The following is a 19902-nucleotide window of genomic DNA, read 5'->3' on the forward strand; positions in this document are numbered from 1 at the left end:
CGTCCACAGTTCGATGAGTTCAGCTCTCTTCGGACAGAGCAGCTCTTAGGTCGGCCAGGGAGACCTGCCCTTCCGGGGTGTCGGCAAGCCAGAAAGTCCAGCCGTTGGTCCCGGCGCCGGCCGCATTGGCGGCTCCGGACGGTGTGTCGTGGATCTGGCCGTCGAGAACGATGCGTCCCTGGTCGTCGATGGCGGCTACGTGGTCGTACTCCTCCCATGAGGGCGTGAGGACGGTGCCCGCATTGATCAGACCGGCGTCCAGCAGCTCGGACAGTTTGATCCGGCGGGAGGGGACTCGGCTTGTCGAGCGCTGCTCGGGCACGAGGGCCGGCACGTCGTAGACGGGGTGGTAGGAGGGGCTTTCCAGCTGCCCGAAAGCATCCCGGACCACCTGCGCCATCAGAGTGCGACGAGTGGTGAGGAAGGTTTCGTAGTCCATTGACGGCCAGTCGTCCGGCAGGGCGTGCAGATAGCGCTGGCGGGCCATGACATCGGCAGGGATCCTCTTGGCGGCCAGCTGTGCGGGCCAGTACTGCGTCGGCGCCTGGTCGGAAATGGCGATGTTGTCGCTCCACTCCAGCAGGGCCATGTTGGCGATCTGATTGATGCGCGCGCTGGTGGTGACGCCGAGGGACTTCTGCAGATACTTGCGGGGGAAGAGGTGATGCCGCTCGACCCCCTTACGCGCGAGGATGGCCGGGTCGAGCCGGGTGCGTACCTTGATGGTGGACAGAAGCACGTCCGCGTCCAGAATGTTCAGAGCCGCGATGTAGGCGAGCAGGGCGGGCGACTTCGCGGCGGAACTGTTGAGTGTGTTGGGCAGGGTGATGCTCCAGAAGTCCGAGGTGAGGGTTTCTCGGACGACCCGGTCGAGGGCAGTGGTGAAGCCATGCGCGTCCCGGGGTGTGAGGTTTCGCAGCAGGGCGAGATCCTGCTCCATCTGGGACTCCACCGACCCGGAGTAGCGGCCGGTGAGCTGTGCCATGAAGAACCAGCGCGCGATGACGGAGCGGAGCTGGTCGATGGGAACGCCGTAGCGGACGCGGCCGATCAGCCAGAGCGCGTAGCTGTAGAGGAGCGTGTTCTGGCTTGAGATCATCTTCTCGCCGCGGAAGCCCGCGTGCTCCAGGCAGAGGAAGAACTCGTGCCAGTGTTTGAGGTCGAGGACGTGCTCTTGTGCCTGCTGCAGTTGTGCGAAGCGTTCCTCTCGCCGTGCGGGGGACAGCTTCCCGGTGGTGTCTCGGCCTCGCAGGGCGGCGTACACCTGCTTGAGCACGGCGGAGTCCAGGCCGACGGCCGCGACCACGCGCAACAGTTGGGGCGGCTTTGGCCTGATGTACCAATTGAAGGGTGATGCGCCGTGGAGAGCGGGGGTTCGCGAGTGCCGGCAGAAGTCCTCCAGAGCGCGGCGCCCTTCCTCCCAGAAGACGGAGGTGAGCGTGAGAATGAAGTCTGCCTGGTCGAGCTTCACACCTTCACTGTTGATGCGGACGAAGATCTCCGCGACCTGCTCTTCGTCGATGTCGGCCGAGAGCACAACACCTTTGAACGGGTAGCTCTCGAGGTCGTGAAGGCGGTCCAGTGCATCCTGGATCCGGTCTTCCTCGGCCTCGGGAAGGGAACGCTTGTCCCTTAGCCGGGTAAGGAAGTCACGGATGACCTTGCGGCGTCCTGTGGCGGTGTCCCACAGGACGCTGATGTCCGGGAGGTACTCGGGGTCTTTCTCGATCGCCGCGTCCGTGACGGCGAAGGTGGCGTCGGAAGGCCGAAAGGCAAGCCGGATGCGCGTCGAACGGTAGTCCTCCCTCAGCACGGGGGTGCCGGTCATGGCGGCGAAGAGTGAGGTGAGGCGCTGCTGACCGTCGACGATGAGCCGACGAGCCGCCTCCGGCTTGGATCCTTCGCCGATCTGTCGGGCACCGGGTTCGACCCCGGTTTCCCAGAAGAGCAGGTAGCCGACCGGGAACCCCTTGTACATGGAGTCGAACAGCTCACGCGCCTTGGCCGGTTCCCACACATAGGGCCGTTGCAGGTCGGGCAGGGCGATCTCACCGCGACGGATGTCGGTGATCAGATCGGCTACCTGGTGGGTGGTGTCTTTGAACAGGACGGTGGCCATCGGCCGGGCCTCCTTGGAGCGGCGAGGAAGGGAAACGGAGGACTGCGGGATCAGTCGGTCATGGTGAGGAACGCTCTGGACGCGTTTCCGGTACTTCCTCGCGAACTGGTTCGGCTAGTTGTATTTCCACTTCCGCCCTGGTGACTCGGTCGCGCGCCCAGGAGACGATCCACTTCACCGTCGCCCCTGCGAGGTGACGGCCAGGCCGCAGACCACGGACTCCACCTGGCCCCCGGTCGCGAATGACCCTGACCCCGTCAAGCACGGGGCCGCGAGGGCCGGTGCCGCCAGTACTGGTGGGCTTTCAAGACTTCGTAACTCCATGTCATCTGTTGCTGGGTGGGCGTGCCGGGGCACGGCAGTCCGAGCTGTTCCGCGATGACCGGGAAACGTGGGTGCATCTGCCGGTCGCCGACCGTGACGAGCGCTGAGAGAAGGGGCTCTCCGTCCTGGCGTTCCTCGTCCACCAGCCACAGGACGACACTCTCGTCGTCCCGGTGAAGCCGCGGCAGCGCGGGGAAGCGTTTGCGCATCCGGGACCAGCTTGTGGTCGCGCCCAGGTGGGCGGTCTGTTCCAGCAGCGGCCGGAGTTCAGTCGCGATCTCCGACAGCCGGCCGGTCTCCAACTGGGGCGGCTCAGTGGTGTGAGCCGGATTCCGCGAGCTGGAACTCGCCGCACGCAAGGAGGTGTGGTTCGCCCCGGTGACCTCAGCGGGCTTGACGACGCGGCGCGGTGCGCGGCGGCGTGCGGGCTCCTCGGCCGGTCGGGGGTTCGGCTGCACCGCGGAGGTCTGCCGGCGCGGGTCATCCTGCCGGATTCCGGCCGCTGCCCGCCGGTGCCCTTCCTCCAGCCAGGACGGGGAGTTGAGCACCTTCTTGAACGCTTGGAGTTCTTCCCGCTGCTTCCTGGTCTCGCTGGGCGGGGCCTGTGCTACCTGGGCCCACGCCAGGGCGTACAGGTCGGTCGCATCGGCCACCGCCCACCTCTCCACGGCGCGCTGGAGGTTGAGGAGGGTGTGACTCAGGCTCCGGTGGAGTTGGGCGATCTCCATGGGGGTTCGCACGGGACGCCCTGTGGTCCTGCGACGGAAGTCTGTCTGCCAGCTTGAGCCGCCGCTGAGACGTACCCGGTTCCGCGTCAATTTGATCCCCCAACCAGTGACGACGCTGTTGCGACTCCTCTGCGGCCGGGACGCGAGGACCGCCCGGCGTTACGTGGTGCCCCCCCCGCTTATGCCAGTCCTCGGTCGGCGCCCGTGTCTTCCCGCCACATATCCACTGCCGTTAACCCCTACCTACGCAACACCAGGCACCGTAGGGTGGGTATGTTGGCGATGTCAACAGACTCATTCTCTAGAGTGACTTGTTGCCTAGTGCCTCTGCGGTGGGTGAAGTTGAGAGGGAGGCGGAACGCCGCCGGTGCCACCGAGCAGACAACTGGTACGAGGCATCACTTGGGCCGTCAAGGCAAGCCGGCCCGGTACCGGACGGCCCGATACAGCGGAGTGACTCCCGGGTGCTGTGATTCAGCAGGACGGGCAATTTACCGTCTTGGTGTGGCGTCAGCCGTAGGCTTGAGCACCTTGATTCTGGGGGGACGATGATCGACTATCGCAAGGCAACTAGCGTTCCGGTCTGGACGCTGGCGACACGTGATGTCCAGGTGCCGGCCGTGTTCGGGGACGGGCCGATGACGGCTGAGCGGCTGGCTGAACTGCGCAGTGTGCTGGCTGCGTTGGCCGACCAGCCGATCGCCACGCTCGAGGCGCACCCGCTGCCCGACAAGCTCGACGGCAGCCGTGGCATCCCGCTCGGTGCCGCCAGCCCCCTGGCGCAGCACCTGTCGCAGCTCATCACCGAGTCGGCGAAGGCTTCCGCCACGGTCGCCAAGGCGACGGCCTCCGGCGAGATCCTGTGCCGCGTGGTGGTCCCGGCGAGGGTCGCCACCGAGTTGGGACAGGGGCTGGTCACCTGGATGGAGCCGAAGGGATCGACGGGCGGGTTCTACGGCGACCTCGTGCATGCGGCGACGGGCCAGATCGCCGCGAAAGCGACCATTGTGCCGGTCAGTGGGGCAGCGGCGGCGGGCACGGTCGGCGGCGCGGGTGCGACCGCCGGCGCCGCGGCCGCGGGTGGCACGGTGCTCACCGTGGCCGCTCCGCTCGTGCTCATGGCGGTGGCCGTCGGGGTGAGCGCGCACGCCGACCGCAAGCGGCAGCAGGCCATCGCGCACATCACGGACCTGCTGGAGCAGCTTCAGGCCGACAAGCTCGACGACGAGCACAGCGCACTCAACGGCTGCCGTCCCGCCATCGACAAGGCCACGGCCATCCTGCTCGACCAGGGCAAGCTCGGTGTCTCGCTGGGACTCGACTCGGCGGTGCACACCATCGACACGGCACTGAGCAAGGCCGACATCCGTCTGGCCCGCTGGCGGAGCGCGCTCGACAAGCTGCCCGCCGGCGAGCCCGTCGAGATCGGCACGCTGACCGAGTCGTTCCCCGGCGTGGACGACCAGGGCGGCACGTTCCGCACCCACGTCGAACTGGCGCAGTTGGCCATGGCGTTGAAGCGGCGCGTCAACGTCCTCCAGGCGGTCGAGCGAGCCCAGAGCGAGCCTGACAACCTGTTCGAGAACTTCGCCCGCGCCCTCAAGGACGACGTGCGGCGTCTCGACGAGCTGGAGTCGGGCATCGCCAGTGTGCTGGTGCGCCTGTCGACGCTGGAGCTGGCGCGCCCGAACAGCAAGCGCCCCGTCTTCACGACCGGTGAGGTCGACCGGCTCCTGCGCGCGGCGTACCAGATCCGCCGCCTGGGTGACGGCGTCGCACTCAACGGCCGCCCGACGGACGTGGCGATCGAGATCGCCCGCGACCGGGACGGCTCGGTGGTGGTGTTCCCCGCGCTGCCCGCGTAGGCGCAGGCGCGCTCGCACTCACTCCGTGATCGGTTCTGTTCGCCACCATCGGGTATTCCTCCCGTTCGTCGATCAAGCAGGAGGCCGGCATTGAGACCCACTCCACTGGTGATGCCCAGCCGCAAGCCCACACCGCAGGCAATGCGTTGGGGCCGGGGCGAGTTCGTCCGAGACGAGCCGCGCGCTGAGAACCCGCTGGTCTACCGGGCGGTACTACCGATCCCCGACGACGAGCAGGAGCAGATGTTCGCCGGGGCTCGCTCGTGCTTCACCTCCTGGCTGGAGAGCAAGGGACTGGGGACGCACCTTTCCTCGGGCGTCCATCGGCTCACGGACACCTACACCCTCACCGTGACCGACTCCTACGACACCGACGGCCACCAGACTGCGCTGCGGCTTCGTCTACGGGAGAGCAAGGAGGACAGGCAGGAGGGGACTTGGCAGACGACGCTCACGTCCGCTGTCGACCGTGAGTCGCAAGTGGCGTACGTCGGTGTCGACCTGGAGCACTACCCCAGTCCGGGCAGACGGCAGGTCACACCGGTCCCGCCTCGGCTCGTCCGTGAGATCCTCGATCACTTCAATGTGTCGGACGGGACGATTCGGCTCACCACAGCACCTCACCTGATCGGCCCCGACTCCGTCGGCCTGCTCACGTCCGCGCTCACCGATCCCACCCGAGAACTGCCTTTGGTCCTCGCGGCGGAGCCGCCCAACGACAATCCCGCCTGGGAAAAGCTACTGACGGGGGTCGTCAGGAATCTGGTCGGAATCGCCTCGGTGTTCCGGCTGGAACGAGAGGCCGTCTCCGCCTTCCGACAAATCGCCGGAGACCGGCACGACGTGTTCCCCGGCCAGATCCGCACCTATCTTCCGGACGTCGCCCTCGGCTCCGCCGAAGACGGTCGGCGGCACCGCCTCCTGACGTACCGGCGGCTCAGTGATCCGGAGTTCCGCAACGCAGACGTCCGGATCTCCAGGTACCCGCGCCAGCACGCTGTCACCACACCGCAGCCACCCCTGCTCGCCGAGCCCGCGTTTCCGGGCATCGAGGAGGTCCTCAAGGATCTGCGCGCGGCACGGTCCCAGACCGCTGAGTCATCGGGGAACGAGACCGTCGGCTCTCTGCGTGCCCAGCTGAACACGGCCAACGAGACGATCGACAAAGCGCTGGAAGAGCTGAGTGAGGCCGCCAGCGCCCGGGACCTGGCGGAGCGTGGCCGGCGTGCGCTCGATGAGCAGCTGCGGGAGGCGACCGACCGCTACGAGGACGAAATCGCCGACCACGACGCCACTCAGGCACAGCTGTCCGCGATGCGCCATCAAGTGGCGGTTCTGCAGCAGCGGCTGGTGGAGGCCGGCCGGGCGGAGGACGCCTACACGCCGTCGGCGGAGGAACCGGCGCCGATGTCCTTCGCCGAACTGAACGAACGCGTGCACGAGCGTATGAGGCATCTTGTTCTGACCTACGACACGAGCAAGGCGGAGGACCTCGACGACGACATGAAGAGCTCGACCTGGGCGTCGAAGGTGTGGGACGCCCTGTTGGCGCTGGATTCGTACGGGGCGAGCAGCGCCGGCGAGCAAGGATTCGACGGAACCTTCCGGGATTTTTGCGAGGCTTCCCCTCAGGGCATGCGCACGTATCCGGTGACGCGTGTGGCCATGGTGGAGTCCGACTCCGTGCGCAACGACAGGAAGTTCCGGCAGCAACGCCTGCTTCCTGTGCCGCTGGAGGTCGACGCCTCGGGCAAGGTGTTCATGGAAGCCCACATAAAGATCGACAACAAGGGAAGGATCGCGCCTCGCATCCACTTCTACGACGACACAGCGGGCTCGACAGGCAAGGTGATAGTCGGCTACGTGGGGCCGCATTTGTCAAACACCCGCACAAACTGAGCGCCGTGCCGAGGGTTCAAGCCACCTTGGTGGCACGTGCTTCCCTTGCGGAACTCTGCGCGTCGCGGCCCCTGCCGATTCAGTCGGTCAGCGACGGCCTGCCCGATACAGATGTGATCGGCGCTGTGCCCAGATCTCTGCGCGACGGAAGTCCAGGGATGGCCGTTGCCCGCAGCGGTACGTCGCTCCCGCTGCGGAGAGGTGACCGCGGCGTTCGGGGTGACTTGGCGCGTGGGCACGAGAGCACTGCGCGGACGGTCTTGCCGCTGGGCGGGTAGGGGACGCAGTCCCAGTGGTCGGCGAGGGCGGTGACGAGGGTCAGGCCGCGTCCGCCGGTCGGGAGGGGGTCGGGCGCGGTGTCCGTGGGGCGGGGGAGCGGGCGGAGGTCTCCGCGGGCGTCGCTGACCTCGATGCGGAGGCGGCCGGCGGCCGGGTCGAGGACGAGGGTCAGCCGGAAGCAGCGGCCGGGCACGCGGCCGTGCAGGACGGCGTTGGCGGCCAGCTCCCCGACGACGAGTTCGGCACGCTCCGTGAGGTCGTGGGACGCGCCTCGGGAGCGCAGCTCGGTCACCGCGAGGAGTCGGGCGAGCCGGGCGCCGCGCCGCGTGGACGACAGCAGCTGGGTGAAGGTCGCGACAGGGGCGCCCACTTGGGGTGTTGCGTGGTTCATGGCGCCAGACTGGCGGCCGGATGCGGGTGGGGGCGAGTGCCGCGCCCCGTACGGAGGGTAGGCGTACGGACGGGTAAGGCGGGCGGTACGCCGGATTCGCGCGATGCTGTGTGAGGAACGCGGGAAGGCGGCAGAGGGTTCCCGTGCGGTGGGTGGGGCATCGCGGTCGGTTGAGCGTGGGCGCCGATCGAGGTGGCGAGGGACTGTCGGTGGCTGGTGGCAGGATCGCCGGCATGGTTTTCGTCCGTACGACTCCGCCGCGGCCTGTCGAGGTGACCGCGGTCTTTCCCGAACTGGCTCCACTGGCGCGTCCCGCGATACGGCTGCACCCCCGTCCCGGGTCGCCTTCGGTCAGGGACAGCTCGGTCGGGGGCCGTTGCTGTGGCCGGCCGAGGAGCCGTCGCCGCACTGCGAAGCCTCGCACCTGCACGGGGACAGCGGGTTCCGCCAGTCGCCGGCAGACGTACGGCTGACGAGGCGCAGGCTGGCCCGGCTGCACCGTGATCCCCACGGTCCCGAGTTCACGCCCGAGGAGGAGGAAATCAAGGAGCGGAACGCCGCGCGGCTCGCGGAGCGATTCGACGCCGGCCCACCCCGGCCCGCGGAGTGCCCGGTGCCCCTGTTGCCCGTGGCCCAGCTGTACCTGCGCGACGTACCCCTGTTGCGGCCGCCCGGAGAGGCCGATCTGCTCCAGGTCCTCTGGTGCCCCTACGACCACGAGCCGGACTGGAAGCCCGCGACCGCGGTGTTCTGGCGTTCCGCCGCCTCGGTCGGCGATGTCCTCGCCACGCCACCGGAACCGTACGAGGTCAACTACCCGGGCTACGTACCGGAGCCGTGCCTGCTGGCACCGGAAGCGATCACCGAGTATCCCAACAGCCTTGATCGGGGTCCGGAGTTGAGGCAAGTGGTGGGGGACTGGAGCAGATGGCAGGCAGCCGGCGTGGACGTGGACGGCTCGTACGCGGAGTATCCGGCGGAGTTCTACGACGGCAATCTGGCGGACGCTCCCGGCGGAAAGGTCGGTGGCTGGCCGCCGTGGGGCCGCACCGACCCGTACCGCCGGTACTGCGCCGTCTGCGAAGCCCAGATGGTCCCGCTGCTGACCATCGCCTCCTTCGAATGGGACGGTGGTGAGCGACGCGGCTGGGCGCCCTACGAGGACCGGGCCGGCGCCTACGCCGCCGGTCACCGCGCCGGCTTGTCCCCCGCGCAGCCGACGAAGGTGGAAGTGGGCAGGGCGGACAACATGCAGCTCTACGTCTGTCCGGCCTCTCCCGAGCATCCGCACACAGACCTGATCCAGTGAACTGCCGTGCCTGTCAAACCTCCTGTGCGCCCACCGCCCGGCGGCCCCTCGACTCCCGGCTCGGCTCACTCACCGGAGCCGGAGCGCCTGCGCGGTACGGGAAGACCCGGGCCCCCGACTATGCGCGGGGGCACGGCAGTTCGGGGGCCGTGCGGTTCGGGGAGCACGTCACCACGGCGAGGGCGAGGTAGGAGGGGCGTTCGAGGTAGCGGCCGTACGACACGTCGCCGCCCGCGTGCAGCTGTTCGGCGGCGGAGTTCACCAGCCGGGCCAGGCGCGCGGTGTCCCGGTCGTGCTCCGCGGCGAACCGGGGGGCGTACTCGGCGAGCCGCTCACCCAGCCAGGCCGCCGCCTCCTTCGCTTCCTCCCAGGTGCCCCGCACCAGCGAGCGGGGCTTGATGAGCCAGTACGCCGTCTCCAGGGGCGGGAGGTCCGACGTGCGGAACTCTGCGGCCACCAGGCGGTAGCGCTCGATCAGTTCCGGTCTGCTCCCGGCTGGCGGGGGATCGGGGTGCGGGGGCCGTCGGAGGGCCTCGTCGTCGAAGCGTGTCTTCGGGCCGGTCCAGAGGTAGGCGTGGTGGTGCACGTTCTGCTCCCGGAGTGCGGAGCGCCGACCGGACGCGGGGAGGGACCCGGTCCGGCCGGCGACAGGGGAGGGGGAGGGAGGGTGTCAGGCGCCGAGGCCGAAGCGGGCCGGGTCGATACCGGCGGCGTTCAGTTCCTCCGTGGTGAACCGCAGCGGTGCTGCGTCCGGCCGCTTGCTGTCGCCCAGCGCCCAGGCGTCCTCACCGATCCGGGCGAGGGTCACGCACCCTTCCGTGCAGGGGCCGCCGCACGCCTTCGTGAACGAGGCCGCGCTGATGTCGAGGGCGTACAGGTGGGTTCCGTCTTGCATGACTGCACCTTCCAGCTCGTCTGACGCGGCCGAGTCCGGCCGCCGCCGCCCGTGATGGGCGGGAGTGCACGGAGGGGGCGTGCCGTCTGGGTGTTTCCGCAGGTGAGCGGTGCACACGGACGGTCGGCCTGGATCTCCGTGGTCTCAGAGTGGCGGTCGGGCCAGGGCGGGGACGAGTGTGGCACCCCGTACGCTGAGTCAGCGTACGGACACGAAGAGTGGACGGTACGTCTGATGATCCGCCAGTCTGTGGGCGAGTGAGCGGCGTGTGGAACTGCCGTCGCGGTGCGGTGCGGTGCGGACGAAAGGGGCGGCGGATGGACGTGGTCGGGGTCGAGGGGGAGGCGGCGGCCGGAAGCGCCGGCGCGCGGGCGGTTCCGGCGGGGGAGTGGGAGCGGGAGCCGCATCCGTCGGACAGCCTGCGGACGTTCGGGGCGGTCGTCCAGGCGTTGCGCGAGCATGCGGGGCTCAGCCGGGTCGACCTCGGCGCCCGGGTCCAGTACTCCAAACACACGGTTGAGTCCGTGGAGTTGGGGCGGCGGATGCCGGACGAGGCGTTCGTGGAGCGTGCGGAGGAGGCACTGGGCAACACGGGTGCGTTGCGGAAGGCGGCGCGGCATCTCACGCGGGGCGAGGCGGGGCTGGCGGCGTGGTTCCGGCGGTGGGCTCGGCTGGAGCGGGAGGCGGTGAGTCTGTGTACGTACGAGTGCCGGTTGGTTCCGGGGTTGTTGCAGTCGGAGGCGTATGCGCGGGCGGTGTTCGAGGGCACGATTCCGCTGCGTACGGACGAGGAGCTGGAAGTGCAGCTCGCCGCGCGGATGGAGCGGCAGGTGATGATGCGGGAGCGGCCGACGGTGCCGTTCAGCTTTATCGTCGAGGAGCACGTGTTCCGGCGGCAGTTCGGTGATGCCGAGGCGATGCGTGGGTTGATGGACCACGTCCTTGAGCTCACGGCTCCGCGCAACGTGACGCTTCAGGTGGTGCCGGTGGAGGCGCGGTTGCACGCGTGCCTGGATGGCCCCCTACAGATTCTGGAGACCTCGGAGGGGCGACGGCTCGGGTACTCCGAGGGACAGCAGAACGGTCGGCTGATCTCCGACCCGAAAGAGATGATTCTGCTCTGCCAACGCTATGACACACTGCGCTCGCAGGCCCTGAACCCGACAGAATCCCGGGACCTGCTGGAGCGACTGCGAGGAGAGCTATGAGCAGCGGTACATCGGAACTCGCCTGGTTCAAGTCCAGCTACAGCGGCAGCCAGGGCGACAGCTGTGTGGAGATCGCGATCGCCGAACAGGTCATCCACGTACGGGACTCCAAGGACGTGACCCGTCCGGCCTTCGCCGTCGGCCGCGAAGGCTGGAGCCAGTTCGTACGGTTCGCGTCGGAGCGCTGAGCGACTTGAGGGTGTGCTGTCCGCTGGAGCAGCGGACAGCACACCTCGTACGGTTTACAAGGAAGAGGTGAGGCGCTTCGAAGGAAGCGCCAGGTCGAACGTCCAGATTCGTAGGCCGAACTGGTGGACGAGCGAGCTGACGTTATTCTCGAGGGGAGTTGACGGAGGTAGGTCTTCCGGTCCAAGGACCTCTACCGTGGTCCACTCGCCGGTTGCATACCTCGTCGCCACATGAGTGCCGCGGTCGGAGTCTTCCTGGCCGCATGCGGCTGCATAGAGAAGCTGTGCCGCTTGCCGACTTGCGGAGGGTGACTTGCCACGCGTCGGTGGTTCGTCGTGGGGAAAGCTGAACAACACTTCGCTCTCGGAGACCAGTTCGACCGCGTACGGGTGCTTGTTGGGTGACTCCGGACCCTCGTCGGGTCCCGCAGTCAACGCCAGCACGTCGTTGAGTGTCGCGAAGAACTCGATACCTAGACTTGGGGTCGCGATGTCCTTCCAAAATGAAGTGCCGCCTCGTGCCCGGACTTCGTCGCGACCGCGCAGGGTCAGTGCATGGAGGATCTTTTCCGGCCCGCGTTCCTCTGCTTGACACAGTGTGCGCAAGGCGTCGTAAGCCGTAGCTCCGTCTCCGTAGGGCCATACGAGAGCCCACGTGGCATCGTCATGAGCAGGGCAATACGGATCTTCTTTGATCGGGCCATCTGGATCGTCGCAGTACGGGCATAGGTTCCAGGCGGTCTTCTGCCAGTACCAGATGTTACGCGGGCTGTCACTGCGGTTCCGCTGCCAACCTTTGGATTCCAGGTATGCCTCGATGATGGCGGGCCCATGGGCGCGAAATTCGGCGACCTGAGCGTCCGATATGTCATAGGTCACGCGTCATGCTTCCTGGCGGGCCGGCCTGCGAGAGCTTGGCCGGAGGGGGTAGATACACAACGATGCTCTGCCTTGTTCGTGGGAGCGTAGCCGAGGGCTGCGCGGTTGATGAAGCGGTCACCGAGGTCGCGCACGGGTGCGGGCTTCGGTTGCTGCTCAACCTTCTTTGCCGTGGCCTTCTTGGGGGCGGACTTTTTGCCGCCGCCCGCCCGCTTGACCTGAGTCACCTTCGCCTGCTTGGCCATCTTCGCAGCCGGCGTATTGCGGGCCGCAAACTTCCTGCGGAGTTCCGACAGTTGCTCGCGCTCGCGAATGGCCACGTTCGTGGGGAGGGGGTTGGTGAGGGCGCGGGCCCGGCTGAGTGCGTAACGCGCTGCGTGCCAGTTCTTCCTGCCGATCGCCGCGCGGGCCAGGTGAAGGGCTTGGTGCAGGGCCTTGATCTTCGCGGGCTGCCGCTTGGGTATGGGCTCCTCGGCCCCGCTGCTCCGCCGCTGCCCGGCGGCGCGGGTGCCCCAGTCGGTACCCGAGGTCAGGACGACGACCGAACGAGGGTTGCTGTCTGGCTTCGACGTACCACGTGCGTTGTTCCTTGGCTGAGCGGTGGGGCAGGCCCGGGGATGGCCACCGGGGGGGCCACCCCCGGGGGCAGGTCAGTCGTGGCGGGGACCTTGACCGGGGGGTGGGGTGAGGGTGGAGCGGTAGGTACCGGACTCGCCCTCGGTGAGCGGGTTCTCCAGGGTCAGCCCGGCGGCGGCCATGCGGTCGTACTCGGCGAGGACGAGACGCTTGGTGCGGTACTCGCCGTACTTGGCGATCTCGTTGTTCTTCAGGCCGCCCGACTCCGACTGGAAGGACTCCAGGATGTAGTCGGTGTCCTTGCGGGAGATCCCGTAAAGGTGGAAGAAGTACGCGTCCAGCTCGGCGCGCAGTTGGGTGCGGCGGTCTTCGTCCCACCGGTACGGTTCGCCTTCGTCGCTCAGGTCGCGGGCGAGTGGAGTCATGTCGTAGGCGGTGTAGACGAGTTCGAGGACGCGAGGTAGGAGGAAGGGGAGATGAGGTTCGAGGACAGCGGGGGTGGGGACAGGTAGCTGCTTCCACGTGAAGAGCTTCATGTGAGCATCACTGATCTTTTGACGACTTACGAAGTCGAACACCAGGGATGACTGGGTGGCGATCAGGGCTGCGACGAACCTGGGCGGAACCTGGGGCAGCATCAGTGGATAGGTATTGAGGGTGGCTACGCGGGGAATGAAGGCTGGAATGGCGGTACGTTCGTTAGTTGAAGCGGTCACGTCGCACCAGCCGCAGAGCCAGTCATGCTGCCAGTGTGCTTCAGCCAGGCGCATACTGACCCCTGGCACTTCGACCTTCCGGCCGTTCCGCTCCACCGAAATAGTTCCAGCATCTTGAACCCAGCTGAGCGGGAACGCCTGTCGCGCTGGATCTTGCAGCTCGGTCGCAGGCAGATAGCGGGGTTGGTTCTGCCGGTTGACAGCAGTGAGGCTCTTGATGACATCGGCAGCTCGATGATTGAAGAAGTTGACCATCTTAGCTTCGTACAGGGGAAGCATTCTTTCATTGCCGCGTACGAAAGAGTGCCCTTGAAGTTCCCAGCCCTCTTCTTCTAGTTCGGCGCGTGGGCGAATGATTTCCCTGTCATTAGCGCTCCGAATGATGTACTTGAAGTCGATATTCCACGGGTTTCCATCTGATGACTTTTCGTTTTGCAATACCGGAAAGCGCCGGTAGATCGTCGATGTCAAATCCGCATCTCGCTGTGTGCGAAATACGGGGAGGGTGCCTGTGTTTGGGCTCATCCGTGCCAGGTCATCCGGGGCTAGGGCGAGGACACGGGTTGAGTCATGGATGTCCGTTGTTTCCGAGAGGAAGAAGCCGATGCGGCTCGCATCCGCACGGGTGGCCCGCCCGGTGAGGGAAAGTAGGCAGAACTTGTAACGAGAATCCACACTCGCGAACCATTTTCCGCCTTTGGGTAGAGCGGGAGACTTCGGGCGGCGGTTCTCGAAATCGTACAGCGATGCCAATGTGCCTATGCGGACGAAGTCGCCGAACAGAAACTGCCCTCCGGCATTCGTGGCGATGGCGGTCGGGATGATGGATCCGAACCGGCCGTTTGGGCTGCAGATTGATGAAAAGAGCTCGGTGAATAGTTGGTCCGTCTGCAGCTTGGTGACGCCTCCGGCGGTGAGCCCTTCGGCGCACAGGGGGAAAACGCCAGAGTTTGCCGCGAACATGAAAGTGGACTTCAGTGTTCGGCGCGCGCTCTGGTATCGCTCAGCCTCGGCCGGATTCTCTTGAAGCCAGGTGGCAATCCGCTTGCGCATAGCGACGCCTGACAGCTCGGCGATGGACGGCTCTGTCACGCTAAAATATTTCTTGTCTTCGAACTCGGAACGATCCCACGGTGGGTTGCCCACCACGCACGAAAACCCGCCGGACCAACCCATTGTCGGGCTGGCGGCAGCCGCTTCCGCCGGTGTGTTTCCGTCTTCCAACACCGAGAAGATTTCGGGGAACTCTAGGTGCCAGTGAAAGAAGGCGTACTGGTCACGTAGGCGCACAATCTCGTCGTGTGTCGACTGGGATGCCCCGTTGCCGTCAGGTGCCTCTAGGTCCCGGAACACCTTGTGAGTGATCGCTGGTGACGACTCCTTGCGCTTGACCCAGACGAAGGCTGCACACCAGGCGTCCGCCAAATGTAGGGCGTGGAGGTAGTCGTCCGACGTGGACCAGTCACGATAGGCGGCTTCTTTACGGCGGACCTCGGTGAGGTTGTCGGCCGGAGACGCGGTGATATGGCGCAGGCTGCGGGCGAAGGACGTGTTGGCGACGTTCGTCTCCGTCTGCGCCTCGAACAGAACGCCCTGGCCCTTGCGTTCCTCCGTGTTGCGGTTGAGCAACTGCCGCGCCCAAGCATCGTCGTCGCCTTCTGTCGTTTTGAACGCCTTCTCTGGGATGCCGTCGCGCATCAGGGCTGGGGTCACCCCGATCAGACCGTTGCCATGCTTGATATGGGCGTCCAGGAAGCTGAGGGGTTTGCCCGGTTCCATTGCTTCCAACCACAGCGATACCTTGGCCAACTCGACCGCCATCGGGTTGAGGTCCACGCCGTAGACGCACCGCGCGACGACCTCGTGCAGGGCATGCCGTACAGCCTCGGCTGTGGGCTCCGGGTTGCGCTCGCGGACGGCGGCCACCCGCTTGGCGATGCGGCGGGCAGCCGCCACGAGGAAGTGGCCCGATCCGCAGGCGGGGTCGCAGACTGTGAGGGAGAGGAGTTCCTCGACGATCGTATCGGTGGGGCTGAGCCGACCCTCCGCGTTCGCCCGCTGCTCCCCGCGCCTGACGGCATCGTCTATCACCGGGTTCAGCGTCGAGTCGAGCAGCGTCTCGGTGAGTGCCGATGGGGTGTAGTAACTACCGGTCTTCTTGCGGTCGTTACCGATGCGATCGACCAGTTCGAAGGTGCGGTCGGCCACGCTGTGCTTCGGCACCAGCTCCAGCAGTGCCTCGTATACGGAGCCGAGCTCCTCGGCTCCCATGTGCTGGTAGTCGACGGGACGCCAACGGCCGGAGCCCGTGTCGCGCACACGTGCCATGTGCTTGACCGCCTCGAACAGGTGGCGGTTGGCCAGCCGCGCCCCGTGCAGAGGCTTGTCCGCGGGGCCGTCGTTGAAGAGGCCACCGAGGCCCTTCAACCCCAGCTCCGGACGGCCGTCCTCAGAACCCAGCGCGTCGATCAGGAGCAGGAGGGCCTGGTACTGGTCGTCGTGGGCCGTGCCCAGACGGCGCAGGGCATGTCGGCGCAGGCGCGCGGTGGAGAAGTAGCGGATGAAACGCTCGCGGGTCTGTTCATCCGCATCGGGGTCCAGCAGCGCACCCCGGTCCTCGGCGACGAAGAGGAAGATCATGCGGTAGACGAGCCGCAGCAGCGCCGTCTGGAAGGCGTGGACGTCCAGACGCTCACGGAGTTCGTTGTTGTGCGGGTGGCTCAGGAACCCGGTACCGAGGACGGTCAGCGCCGCCTGAACGCCGTCACGGAAGTGATCCAGCGCCCGGCTACCGGACTCGATGGCGACCGTCCGCCACTTCTCCAGCCAGCACCCGGCCGGGGCAGCCCCCTCCGGCACCGCGAACCGCGACGCGTGCAGCACGCAGTACAGCAGCACGAACTCGCTGAACAGCTCCCCGTCGAAGATCGCCTCGAGGTCGAACTCGACGTACGCCGCCGTCGCGAAGGACGACGAGTCCCGCAGCAGCCGCAGCCGGCGCCCGTTGGTGAGCACCGCCCACAGGTGGGCCTCGGTGCGGTTCAGGCAGTCCTGGAGCATCGACTGCGCCGGGACCTGACCGGCCGCCGGACGCTTGTCCAACTCCTGGTTCCACGGCACCAGATGCACCAGCGCCGGACCGTGCCGATGCGACACGGGAAACCGCTTCTCCGAATCGGAGTCGGCCGGAACACCCCCAGCCCCGACCTCCGTCAGCGCCCCGAAGTCCAGCTTGCGGAACAACTGGGCGAGCCAGTCGGAGCCCGCCCGCCCCGTCGGGTCGGCCGACGGCGCACCCGTGACCGGGTCCGAAGGCAGCGCGGCGCGCAGGTCGCGCCAGAGCGGCTTGAGGTACTCCCAAGCGCGCTCGGCCTCGTCCCGGACGGGCACGGACGCGGGCAAACCGTAGTCGGCGGGCTTGGTGCCCGGCAGGTTCCGCGCCTCGGCGATGCGCAGCAGCATGTCGGCGGGGAGCAGACCGCCGACCGTGGTGACGGCGGTGAAGGCCAGGGCGGTGCGGGTGGCGGCGGCGGACATCAGGCTTCGGCTCCGGACACGGTAGAGGCGGCGGGGGCGGCGGGCGGCACGTAGACGTACACGCCGAGGACGTCGGCGGGCTCCTGCGGGACGACCTTCAGACCGCGGACGATCTCCTCGTTGGCCTTGCGCACGCGGCGGTGCGATGCGTCGAGTTCGGCGGCCAGACGGGTGCCGTACTCGGAGAGGTGGTCGGCGAGGCCGGGCAGGCCCTCCAAGGCGCGGGTGATGGCGTTGCGGGCGGCCAGCTCGTGGGTGTTGGCGGTGGCGCGGGCCCCGAGGAGCGCGGCGGCCGCGTCGTCGTCCAGCCAGCGGGCGCGCTGCGGCAGGCCCTCGTAGGCCAGCAGCCGCGCGTCCTCGGCGACCACCTGCCGCTCACCGGTGCGGGACGGCAGGGTGAGGTGGAAGCGGTAGCGGACCAGCAGCAGCGTGGTGCGCACGCCCACCGCGTCCGTCGTCACCACACCGCAGCGGCGGGCCGGGCGGGGACCCAGCGCCTTCGCGTCGAGCGCCGAGTCCAGGACGTAGGAGGCGACGGCCCCGATCGCCGGGTCGGTGCGGACGAGGGCGGCCTCGCCGCGTCCGATCGCCGGCGTCGTGCGGAACGGGATCTCGCGGTCCTCCTCGACAAGCCGGTTGCCCAGCGTGGCCGCGAGCGCGTCGCGCAGCCCCGCCGGGGTGCCGCCGACCTGCGCGGTGAAGTCGCCGCTGCCGTCACGAGGGTCGCGGACCAGCGCGTCCAGGTCCCGCAGCGCCTCCAGCGCGAACTCGCGCACCTCCTCCGCACCGCCGAGCGCGGCCCGTACGGCGGCGACCTCGCGGGCGACCTCCTCCGGGTGGATGGCCCGCTGCGCGTACTTGGAGCGGGAGGTCTTCTCCCGCTCGGCGGCCGAGCTCCACTCCCGCTCGATGCGGTCGAAGGACTCCTGGTGACCGTCCATCTCGAACAGGCTCTCCTGGCTGCCCTGCCGCCCGTGCAGCAGCAGCCACTCCACCACGGCGTCCGTGACGCCGCTCGCGGTCTCGTCGGGGACGGAGACGGAGATGCCCAGATCCTTCTTGATCTGGCGGTGCTTCTTGAACAGCACCTCCAGAACCTTGCCGTCGATGCCGTTGTCCTCGCCGTACATCGTGATGACGCGGACCTGGTCGCGCTTCTGGCCGTAGCGGTCTACGCGGCCCTCGCGCTGGTCGTGGCGGGTGGGGTTCCAGGCCAGGTCGTAGTGGACGACGGCGTCGAAGTGGTGCTGGAGGTTGACGCCCTCGGAGAGGCAGTCGGTGGCGATCAGCACGCGGCGCACGGCCGGGTCGTCGCCCGCCTCGGCGGCCTCGGTGGCGAGCTGCTCGATCCGCTCCAGGCGCTGCTGCGGGGAGAGGGTGCCGGTCACGGCGGCGATCTTCGTCTTCTTGCCGAGCTTGCCGTCGAGCTGCTCGGCGAGGTAGTCGGCGGTGGGGATGTAGCGGCAAAAGACGATCGGGTGGTACCCCTCGGAGATCAGCCCCTTCAGGTGCCGGGTCAGCGCCTTCAGCTTCGCGTCCTCCGCCGGGCCCACCAACTGCTCGGCCCGCTGGGCGAGTTCCAGCAGCCGCGCGCCCGCGTCCTCCGACTCGGCGGCGCCGGGCGCGACGTCCATGCCCTCCAGGCGGTCGTTGTCGGCGGAGTCGGCGGCCACCGGGGCGCCCAGCACGTCCGCCTCCTGCGCGGTGCGGGCGGTGGCGGACTCGGAGCGCGTCTTCAGGGTCTGCGCGGCGGCGGCCGGGGAGGACACCATGGAACGCAGCAGCGCGATCACCGACCACCAGGCGATCCTGGCCTCCCGCTTGCCCTGCTCGCCGGCCGCCTCGACGCGGTCGCGGGCGTAGGCGATCGCGTCGTCCAGCAGCGCCCGGTAGGCCGGGGTCAGCTTGTACGGCTCGTCCTTCGTCCAGCGGTCGGACGGGAACGCGGTCCGCTCCGCCAGCGAGTCGTCGGCGAGGCCGTCCTCCTTGGTGAGGTAGTCGCGCACGTCGGCGCGCTTGCGGGCCACGAAGTGCTCGGCGAGCTTCGCCCGCCCCGCTGGCGTCTCCAGGTCCAGCGTCGCCAGTTCGGGCCGCACCAGGCCGAGCAGGTTGCGGAACGCGGACTCCTTGCCGGAGTGCGGAGTCGCCGTCAGCAGCAGCAGGTGGCGGTCGGCGTCGGCGGAGACCTTCCGCAGCAGTTCGTAGCGGAGCTGGTTCGTCGCGGACGACGTGCCGCCCTGCGCGGGGTCGTCGGCGGCCACGCAGGTGTGCGCCTCGTCGACGATCACCAGGTCGGGGCAGTGCTTGACGAAGTCCTCACGGTGGCGGGTCGACTTAATGAAGTCCGTCGAGATGATCGTGAACGGGTGCCGGTCGAACAGCGACTGGCCCAGCTCAAGATTCCGCTCCAGGCGCGACACCGTGGACGCCAGCACCAGCTCCGCGTCGATGCCGAACTTCTCCCGCAGCTCGCCCTGCCACTGCTCGGCCAGCGCCGGGGAGCACAGCACGGCCAGCCGGGTCGCCTCGCCCTGCGCCAGCAGCTCCTTGGCGATCAGGCCCGCCTCGACCGTCTTGCCGATGCCTACGTCGTCCGAGATCAGCAGCCGCACCGTGCGCTGCCGCAGCGCCATCAGCAGCGGCACGAGCTGGTAGGCGCGGGGCTCGACGGCGATCGACGCCAGCGAACGGAACGGGCCCGCGCCGGACCGGAACCCGATGCGCAGCGCCGTACGGAGCAGACCGGCGGCACGCTGGTCGCCCAGGTCGTCCGGGCTCGGCTTGGCGAACTCGGCGTGACGCACCTCCTCGAACGTGGGGAAGACGGCCGCGATGTCGTCCTCGCTCCCGCCCAGCGGGCGCAGCACCAGCATGTCGGGGGCGCTCTCGGGCAGCACCACCCATTCCCGGCCACGGGCGGCGACCAGTGAGCCGGCTGTGTACGTGGGGCTCATGAGATGTCTCAGTTCCTAGGAAGTCGGTATGTCGA

Annotated in this window: 13 protein-coding genes and 1 pseudogene; 5 read left to right on the forward strand and 9 right to left on the reverse strand. The window is 67.9% G+C overall.

Annotated features, from left to right (window positions below; all coding sequences use genetic code 11):
- Positions 1-19 precede the first annotated feature (19 nt).
- Together SSQG_RS29955 and SSQG_RS29960 are read right to left on the reverse strand one after the other, a co-directional pair.
- Positions 20-2119 carry a GmrSD restriction endonuclease domain-containing protein gene (locus SSQG_RS29955; protein WP_003993677.1) on the reverse strand — a complete coding sequence of 700 codons (2100 nt, stop codon included), beginning with the start codon at positions 2117-2119 and terminating at the stop codon, positions 20-22.
- A 257-nt stretch (positions 2120-2376) separates the two neighbouring features.
- Entirely contained in the window at positions 2377-3183 is an 807-nt protein-coding gene (locus SSQG_RS29960; RefSeq protein WP_003993678.1) for a hypothetical protein, read from the reverse strand.
- A 536-nt stretch (positions 3184-3719) separates the two neighbouring features.
- Here SSQG_RS29960 and SSQG_RS29965 point away from each other — a divergent pair.
- Together SSQG_RS29965 and SSQG_RS29970 are read left to right on the forward strand one after the other, a co-directional pair.
- Entirely contained in the window at positions 3720-5036 is a 1317-nt protein-coding gene (locus SSQG_RS29965; RefSeq protein ID WP_003993679.1) for a hypothetical protein, read from the forward strand.
- Between the two features lie 585 nt (positions 5037-5621).
- Positions 5622-6935 carry a hypothetical protein gene (locus SSQG_RS29970; RefSeq protein ID WP_158681146.1) on the forward strand — a complete coding sequence of 438 codons (1314 nt, stop codon included), beginning with the start codon at positions 5622-5624 and terminating at the stop codon, positions 6933-6935.
- Between the two features lie 232 nt (positions 6936-7167).
- Here the strand turns inward: SSQG_RS29970 and SSQG_RS29975 are convergent.
- Positions 7168-7605 (reverse strand): annotated as a pseudogene (locus SSQG_RS29975) (ATP-binding protein); the annotation flags it as partial.
- 613 nt (positions 7606-8218) lie between these two features.
- On the opposite strand from SSQG_RS29975, the gene SSQG_RS44100 reads away from it, so the two are divergent.
- Positions 8219-8914 (forward strand): hypothetical protein, encoded by a 696-nt coding sequence (locus tag SSQG_RS44100; protein WP_425315004.1) that lies wholly within the window; start codon positions 8219-8221, stop codon positions 8912-8914.
- Between the two features lie 118 nt (positions 8915-9032).
- Here the strand turns inward: SSQG_RS44100 and SSQG_RS29985 are convergent, their stop codons facing one another.
- Entirely contained in the window at positions 9033-9500 is a 468-nt protein-coding gene (locus SSQG_RS29985) for a hypothetical protein (protein ID WP_003993683.1), read from the reverse strand.
- Between the two features lie 84 nt (positions 9501-9584).
- Entirely contained in the window at positions 9585-9809 is a 225-nt protein-coding gene (locus tag SSQG_RS29990) for a DUF397 domain-containing protein (protein WP_003993684.1), read from the reverse strand.
- A 317-nt stretch (positions 9810-10126) separates the two neighbouring features.
- Between SSQG_RS29990 and SSQG_RS29995 the strand changes: the two genes are divergently transcribed.
- Complete coding sequence (locus SSQG_RS29995; protein ID WP_003993686.1) at positions 10127-11017, forward strand: helix-turn-helix domain-containing protein; 891 nt, start codon at positions 10127-10129, stop codon at positions 11015-11017.
- Positions 11014-11205 carry a DUF397 domain-containing protein gene (locus SSQG_RS30000; protein ID WP_003993687.1) on the forward strand — a complete coding sequence of 64 codons (192 nt, stop codon included), beginning with the start codon at positions 11014-11016 and terminating at the stop codon, positions 11203-11205. Before SSQG_RS29995 ends, SSQG_RS30000 begins: the two co-directional genes overlap by 4 nt.
- A 54-nt stretch (positions 11206-11259) precedes the next feature.
- On the opposite strand, the gene SSQG_RS41535 is transcribed toward SSQG_RS30000, so the two are convergent.
- From SSQG_RS41535 to SSQG_RS30010, 4 genes are all read right to left on the reverse strand, one after another.
- Positions 11260-12084 (reverse strand): hypothetical protein, encoded by an 825-nt coding sequence (locus tag SSQG_RS41535; protein ID WP_003993688.1) that lies wholly within the window; start codon positions 12082-12084, stop codon positions 11260-11262.
- Positions 12081-12404 carry a hypothetical protein gene (locus SSQG_RS43135; protein WP_003993689.1) on the reverse strand — a complete coding sequence of 108 codons (324 nt, stop codon included), beginning with the start codon at positions 12402-12404 and terminating at the stop codon, positions 12081-12083. Before SSQG_RS43135 ends, SSQG_RS41535 begins: the two co-directional genes overlap by 4 nt.
- Before the next feature lie 330 nt (positions 12405-12734).
- Positions 12735-16913 (reverse strand): Eco57I restriction-modification methylase domain-containing protein, encoded by a 4179-nt coding sequence (locus SSQG_RS30005; RefSeq protein ID WP_039933939.1) that lies wholly within the window; start codon positions 16911-16913, stop codon positions 12735-12737.
- Positions 16913-19867, reverse strand: a complete 2955-nt coding sequence (locus SSQG_RS30010; RefSeq protein WP_003993691.1) for a DEAD/DEAH box helicase — start codon at positions 19865-19867, stop codon at positions 16913-16915. Before SSQG_RS30010 ends, SSQG_RS30005 begins: the two co-directional genes overlap by 1 nt.
- Positions 19868-19902 lie beyond the last annotated feature (35 nt).

The sequence above is a fragment of the Streptomyces viridochromogenes DSM 40736 genome, assembly GCF_000158955.1.
Classification (GTDB): Bacteria; Actinomycetota; Actinomycetes; order Streptomycetales; family Streptomycetaceae; genus Streptomyces; species Streptomyces venetus.